Here is a 6,741-nt window from a genome sequence, read left to right on the forward strand (position 1 = left end):
CCAGCCGCTGCTCCTTCAGCGCCGCGGACTTGTCCGCCAGGTGCCGCCACAGCACGTCGGCCCTGATGTCGGGATGCCCCTCGGGGTACCCGGCGATCGACACCTCGCGCACGCCGTACCGCGGCAGGAGACCCGTCCGGATCACCGACAGCGAGTCGGCGTACGGCCCCTCGGGCTCGGACGGGTCGCCGCCCACCGCGAAGACATGCTCCGTCGCGCCGACCTCCTGGAGCCGGCCGAGGAACTCCTCGAGCTGCTCCTGCGAGGTCAGCCGCCGCGCCGAGATGTGCGGCACGGGCACGAAGCCGAAGTCCTTGACGGCCTTCGCGGCCGCGACCCGCATGTCGAGATCCTCATTCCCGAGGAACGTCACGTTGATCTTGGTGCCGGCGGGGATCGCGTGCCGAGCCGCCTCGAGGCCGGGCACATCCTTGCCGGTCATCTCGAGCGAGTACCCGTCGAGCAGCCGCAATGCGGCAGCGGAATCGACGGGAGTGGTGGTGCGTTCCACAGCGGGAGGTCCTTTCCTCGGCAGGGGCTTCGCGTCTTCGCGATCCGTGTTCAACTTTACCTATGGCCATAGGGAACGTCAATAGGTAACGGCACATCCGGCCTCGATCTCACGGGCGGTCGAGGACGTATCGATCGCGTCCTGCGAAGACTCCTACCGCGGCCTGGGCGAGAAGGACGGCGAGCAGGAGCGCCAGCGACCAGAGCCATCCTCCTGTCGCCGCGTGCAGTGCCCCGAACGCGACAGGCCCCAGTGCCGCCACGGCGTAGCCCACCGACTGCGACATCCCCGAGAGCGCCGAGGCACCCTGGTGCGTTCTCGCCCTGATCGCCATCAGCGTCAGCGACATGCCCAGCGACGCGCCCGAGGAGAGGCCGATCAGCGGGGCCCAGACCAGGATCGACCCGGGCGCCGCGATCAGCCCGATCACACCGACGACGGCGAGCGACGGCACGAGGGCGGGAGCGTAACGCTCTCGCCCGCCGCGCAGCGTGAGCGGCACGAGCAGAGCGCCGACCAGCGCGAAGATCTGGTACACCATGACATCGATTCCGGCGACAACGGGACTGCGGCCGGTCGAGGTCGAGATCGCCGCGAGCCACGTCACGGTCATGTAGAAGACGGCGGACTGCAAGCCCATGTAGGCGGCGACCTGCCACGCCACGGCATCCCGCCAGATGCCGGTGCCGCCGCGGGGGCGCGGCGGCACCGCGGACCGCTCTTCGTGGCTGCCACGATGCGCCCACGCCCACACCGCGATCGCCGGCGGGAGCAGCACGCCGCCGATCACCAGCAGGGCGAAGCGCCATCCCGCCGGTTCGTCGCCGAGCGGTACGAGCGAGAGCGGAACGGCGACACCAGAGGCGAGCGCCCCCATGCCGCCGAGCAGGGCGGTGTATATCGCCATCACCATCGCGACCCGGCGTGCGTGGTCGCGCTTGACGACCGCGGGCATGAGCACATTCGTGACGGAAAGGGCGACGCCGATCAGCGCGGTGCCGATCCAGAGGCTCGCGGTCGGGCCTGGAAGCGACCGCACGACGGTGCCCGCCGCGAGAAGGAGCAGCGACCACAGCACGACGCGGGTGACCCCGAAGCGGCGTCCCAGGTCGTGGACGAGCGGGGAGACGACTGCCCAGGTCAGCAGCGGAACCGCCGCCAGCAGTCCGAGGGCGGCTGTCGCGAGCCCCGTGTCGTCGCCGATCTGATCGAGCAGCGGGCCGACCGCGGTGATGGTCGGCCGCATGTTCGCCGCCACGAGGCCCACCGCGGCCAGCAGCAGCGCGGTCGAGGTCGTGCGCGTCGTCGAAGCCATCCTGTCGGACTCTAGTCCGACGATGGATGCCGCAGCCGACGGATCCCGATCATCGGAAGTCCGCTGCGCTGCACGTTCGGACCCCGCTAGGAGGTAATGGCGGGCACTCCCACGGCCGGCCGCCTGCTCGTAGCGTGGAACCCATGGACACGATCAGCTTGAACAACGGCGTCGAGATCCCCGCCCTGGGACTCGGCGTCTTCCAGACCCCGCCCGACGAGACCACGGCCGCGGTCACGGCCGCGCTGCGATCCGGATACCGGCACATCGACACCGCTGCCGCCTACGGCAATGAGCGCGAGGTTGGCGCTGCGATCCGCGAGTCGGGTGTCGATCGATCCGAGGTGTTCATCGAGACGAAGATCTGGATCAGCGACTACGGATTCGACGAGACGCTGCACAGCTTCGAAAAGAGCGCCGGAAAGCTGGGCGTCCAGCAGATCGATCTGCTGATCCTGCACCAGGCGCTGCCGAGCGCGTTCGACAAGACGGTCGGCGCCTACCGCGCTCTCGAGCGACTGCTCGCCGACGGGAAGGTCCGCGCGATCGGCGTGAGCAACTTCATGCCCGACCACATCGACTCGCTGCTCGAGCACACCGCGGTCGTGCCGGCCGTCAACCAGATCGAGGTGCACCCCTATTTCCAGCAGCGGGAGGTGCAGGAGATCGGTGCACGCCACGGCATCCTCACCCAGGCATGGTCGCCCATCGGCGGGATCACCTCGTATCGCGACTCCGCGAAGCGCAGCTTCGAGGATCCGGTGATCCTCGCCATCGGCGCGACGCACGGGAAGTCGGCGGCCCAGGTGATGCTGCGCTGGCACCTGCAGGAAGGACGGCAGGTGATCCCGAAGTCGACCCGACCCGAGCGCATCGCCGAGAACATCGATGTCTTCGACTTCGCACTGGACGACGACGAGCTCGCGTCGATCGACAGCCTCGAGACCGGCGTGAGAGGCGGCCCTGAGCCCGCGATCATCACCCTCGAGTCCTTCGGCCGCGAGATCCCGGAGGCCTGAGCGCCTTTCCGGGGCGGCGGGTATCAACGCGCGCCCTACCTCCTCTTCGGGTGTGAGGGGTCCCCAGACTCACTGGGCGGTTCGGCACCCCGACAGAGAAGGAAACTGTCATGCCTCACCCTTTCCCGCTCGGTGACGTCCCGGACGATGTCGTCAAGCATCTCGCTGCAGAGCTCGGAGTCGCGGAGCCGCGTCTGATCGCGGCAACCGAGACCCGGCTCCCGACAGGCGAACTCGCGCGGTTGATCTCAGCCGCAGATCCCGAGAAGCCGAACTCCGTGGCGCACATCACCGTCACGGAGTCCGGCATCATGCGTCCGCTCGCCGTGCTCGAGAAGATGTTCCCCGGCGGAAGGCTGTTCGTCCCGGAGTTCCCGCCGGTGCACGAGGTGCCTCCGGTGACGAAGGAGCGCATCACGATCGACCCGACGACGAACGACTGGCGGCTCAACCGCTGCGAGCGCGTCACCGAGAAGATCACGGTCACGGTTCCGAAGTCCTCCGCTCCACCCAAGGCCGACGTCTATCTGCTCGCCGACACCACCTTCAGCATGAGCACGGTACTCGCATCGGTTGCGGCAGGAGCGAGCGCGATTCTGAACAATCCTGCGCTCGCCGGATTCGACGTGGCGTGGGGGGTCGGCAACTATCGCGACTTCCCCGTCGACGCCGGCGTGCACAACTCGTACGCGTTCGCCCACCAGGTCTCGCCCACGACGACCCTCGCGACAGCGGATGCCGCGATCTCCGCGTGGGTCGCAGATGAGGGCTCCGACGGTCCCGAGGGTCAGCTGTACGCGCTGCACCAGATCGCGACCGATCCAGGCATCGGCTGGCGGCCCGACAGCAAGCGGATCCTGGTGTGGTTCGGCGACGCGCCGGGCCACGATCCGATCCCGACCGCGTTCACGGGTCTGGCCGCCGACATCACGGAGGCCAGCGCGACCGCGGATCTGACGGCGGCCAACATCACGGTCGTCGCGGTCAGCACCACGACCGGGTTCGCCAACGCGCTGGACGACGACCCCACCCTCTTCGCCTTCGACTACCCTGCGCCGGGCGGCGCGGCAGGCCAGGCGACGCGCATCACGGCAGCGACCGGCGGCTCGCACACCACCGGTGTGAACCCCGGCACGATCGTGGCGACTCTCGCCACCCTCATCGCCGCGGCCGTCACGTCGATCGGCTCGCTCTCACTGGTTCCCACCGGCGCCACGGCGGAGTTCATCGAGTCGATCACTCCGGCCAGCTACGGACCGCTGCCGGGCGACGAAGAGCACGTGCTGACCTTCGAGGTCACCTGGGTGGGCGTGAAGGACTGCCGCGACCGCGACCAGGAGTTCACCGGCACGATCGATGTCGTCGCAGACGGTGTCGTCGTGGCTCAGAAGCGCGTCCGGATCATCGTGCCGGCGTGCCGCTACCACTACTCGGTCGAGTTCATCGCAGGCATGGCGAGGGACAGCCACGAGCCCGAGCCGTTCGTGCCCGGCCTGTATGCGACCGCCGTGACCATCTACAACCCGGGAACCTGCCCCGTCGAGATCGAGAAGCGCTTCGCACCGCTGATCGTCGACGACAAGGTCATCGGTCGCGAGCCGGATGTCGTGCCCGCCAAGATGTTCGCGGCGATCACCCTGCAGGCCGGAGAAGCGACCTTCGACGACCGGATCGCGCTCCGCGAGATCGCCGGCGGATCGCCCGGGCTGCTGTTCGGCGTGCTGGACATCATCTCGGACCGCCCGCTGTCCGTGACCGCCACGCACACTGCCGGCGGAAAGGAACCCGGACCCGCTATCACCTCACGCACGATCGAGGCACTGCGCGCTCCGTGATCCACGGGCTGTGAAAGCGTCCCGGCCGGGGTGGCCGAAGCCCCGGCCGGGACAGTCCCGTGCGCCGTCGGCGATCGGGCGTTCCGCCCTGGTCCACGGCGCCTGCGGGGCGCTACTGTCACTCCGACAGGTCGAAAGCGGCGCACGGCCGGGACAGGAGAGCAGATGGTCGACGTTTCGGGAATCAGCGATGAGGCGATGTCACGGATCCGTGCGACGACCAAGCCCTACACCGTGGTCGTCCTGAGGCCCGGGCCGAACCGCCACAGCGAAGGAGCTGACGCGATCATCTTCGAGCACGGCCGCCGCAACATGGCGCTGCGGGCACAGGGAACGATGGCGATCGTCCTGCCGGTGGGCGGGGATGCCGACATCAGCGGCATCGGCGTCTTCGACCGCTCACTCGATGAAGTCCGCGAGATCATCGACGGCGACCCGGGTGTGGAGGCGGGCGTGTTCGTCTACGACCTCTATGAGAGTCGTGGGTTCCCCGGCGACGCGCTGCCTTAGCCTCACTCCAAGAGCGCCCGCAGCGTTCTGACCAGAGCGATGCGATCCTGCGCCGAGAGCCGGCTCAGCGCGATCTCTTCGCGACGGACGAGCTCGCCCATGGCGGCGTCGACTCTTGCGATCCCGTCCGCCGTCGGTTTCACGAGCACCCCCCGCCCGTCTCGCGGGTTGGCCTCGCGCTCGATCAGACCGCGATCGACCAGGTTGGTGAGCCGATTGGTCATGGCCGCGCTGCCGATGCTGGTGAGCTGGATCAGCTGCGCCGGGTTCAGCTGGTGCGGCGGCTCGGCGCGGCGAAGGGCCGCCAGCACATCGAACTCCCAGGCCGCGAGCCCCGCCGTCGCGAAGGCGGCCGCGCGGATCCTCCCGAGTTTCAGCGCGACACGGCGAAGGCGCGACATGACGTCCAGGGGCGAGAGGTCGACGTCGGGCAGTCGGCGAGCCCACGCGTCGATCAGCAGATCGACCTCGTCGTCCTGGCCGCTCACGGTCTCAATCGTCGTCGAGGCGGAAGCCCACTTTGAGCGTCACCTGGAAGTGATGGATGTCGCCATCCTCCAAGTGACCTCGCACCGAGACGACTTCGAACCAGTCGATGTTGCGCAGCGTCTTGCCGGCACGGGCAAGGCCGCCGCGAATGGCGGCATCGACGCCGTCGGGCGACGTCCCGACGATCTCGGTCACGCGGTACACATGGTCGGTCATGGCCGACTCCTCTCGCTCGGCGCCTTCGCCGTCGTGCCCGACGCTACCCTTCGCCCCGGCGCGGCACCACAGATCGACGGGTCGCCGAGGAACGCGCCCGCGCGTCTCTTGTCGGTCGATCCGCGCCTGACTAGATTTCGAGCATGCGCCCTCCGCGCCGATCCCTCACGCCGGCCGCGATGCTGCGAGGCCCTGTGCTCAACATCGCCGCACTGCTCGCCGTCGTCGCGCTCGTCGGGTATGCGAACGAATCCGGCTCGGATGTCGCGAACCAGTTCACTCTCGGGTTCCTGCTCATCGGCTGCGGGATGCTCGGATACCTCTGGGGTCGCCAGTGGTGGATCCCCGGCCTCGTCGTCGGTGTCACCGTCGCCGTCCAGCACGTCGTCGTGGTCGCCTTCGGGATCCCGGAGCCCGGCATCCAGCTGCCGCCGGGCTGGCTGGGCTCGGCATCGCTGCTGATCCTGCTGATCCCCGCGCTCATCGCCGCCGGCGTCGGTGGATGGATCCGGCGCGGCACGACGCCGCGGCGCGGTCCGACGCACGACGCCCCGCGCTGACCATCCGGGGGGAATGCGACTTCAGCACCTGTACCGGCTTCGCTTCACCTACCCGTCAGGTGCGGGCCTGCGCAGATCCCTGCACCCCGAGTCCAGGGCTCGTGATGGATGTCGCCGAGCTGATCTGGGAGCCGATCGCACCGTAACCGTAGGGCGGCGCGCGGCTTACCTCACCTTCTTGATCGGTATGATCACGACCGCGCCGATCAGGGCGGCGGCGCCGGCGACCCAGAGCACCAGGGTGAAGTTCGGGTAGGCGCCGACGTAGGCGAGGATGCCGGTGAGC

General features: G+C 68.8%; 8 protein-coding genes. 4 read left to right on the forward strand and 4 right to left on the reverse strand.

Going from position 1 to position 6,741, the window contains the following annotated elements; genetic code table 11:
- Positions 1–442: methylenetetrahydrofolate reductase (locus ABD212_RS18880; RefSeq protein ID WP_486341490.1), on the reverse strand; the 442-nt coding region annotated here is incomplete at its 3' end.
- 178 nt (positions 443–620) lie between these two features.
- Complete coding sequence (locus ABD212_RS18885; protein ID WP_344097748.1) at positions 621–1,826, reverse strand: MFS transporter; 1,206 nt, start codon at positions 1,824–1,826, stop codon at positions 621–623.
- Positions 1,827–1,969: 143 nt separating this feature from the next.
- Between ABD212_RS18885 and ABD212_RS18890 the strand changes: the two genes are divergently transcribed.
- The 3 genes from ABD212_RS18890 to ABD212_RS18900 all read left to right on the forward strand — a co-directional run bounded on the left by ABD212_RS18890 (position 1,970) and on the right by ABD212_RS18900 (position 5,190).
- Complete coding sequence (locus tag ABD212_RS18890; RefSeq protein WP_344097750.1) at positions 1,970–2,845, forward strand: aldo/keto reductase; 876 nt, start codon at positions 1,970–1,972, stop codon at positions 2,843–2,845.
- A gap of 110 nt (positions 2,846–2,955) precedes the next feature.
- Positions 2,956–4,680, forward strand: a complete 1,725-nt coding sequence (locus ABD212_RS18895) for a hypothetical protein (RefSeq protein WP_344097752.1) — start codon at positions 2,956–2,958, stop codon at positions 4,678–4,680.
- A gap of 165 nt (positions 4,681–4,845) precedes the next feature.
- Complete coding sequence (locus tag ABD212_RS18900; protein ID WP_344097754.1) at positions 4,846–5,190, forward strand: YciI family protein; 345 nt, start codon at positions 4,846–4,848, stop codon at positions 5,188–5,190.
- Between the two features lie 2 nt (positions 5,191–5,192).
- On the opposite strand, the gene ABD212_RS18905 is transcribed toward ABD212_RS18900, so the two are convergent.
- Positions 5,193–5,678 carry a MarR family winged helix-turn-helix transcriptional regulator gene (locus ABD212_RS18905; RefSeq protein WP_344097756.1) on the reverse strand — a complete coding sequence of 162 codons (486 nt, stop codon included), beginning with the start codon at positions 5,676–5,678 and terminating at the stop codon, positions 5,193–5,195.
- A gap of 4 nt (positions 5,679–5,682) precedes the next feature.
- Positions 5,683–5,895: a dodecin gene (locus ABD212_RS18910; protein WP_344097758.1), complete on the reverse strand. Its 213-nt coding sequence runs from the start codon at positions 5,893–5,895 to the stop codon at positions 5,683–5,685.
- Between the two features lie 143 nt (positions 5,896–6,038).
- On the opposite strand from ABD212_RS18910, the gene ABD212_RS18915 reads away from it, so the two are divergent.
- Positions 6,039–6,455: a hypothetical protein gene (locus tag ABD212_RS18915; RefSeq protein WP_344097760.1), complete on the forward strand. Its 417-nt coding sequence runs from the start codon at positions 6,039–6,041 to the stop codon at positions 6,453–6,455.
- Positions 6,456–6,741: the final 286 nt, after the last annotated feature.

The organism is Microbacterium deminutum (assembly GCF_039530205.1).
GTDB classification, from domain to species: Bacteria; Actinomycetota; Actinomycetes; order Actinomycetales; family Microbacteriaceae; genus Microbacterium; species Microbacterium deminutum.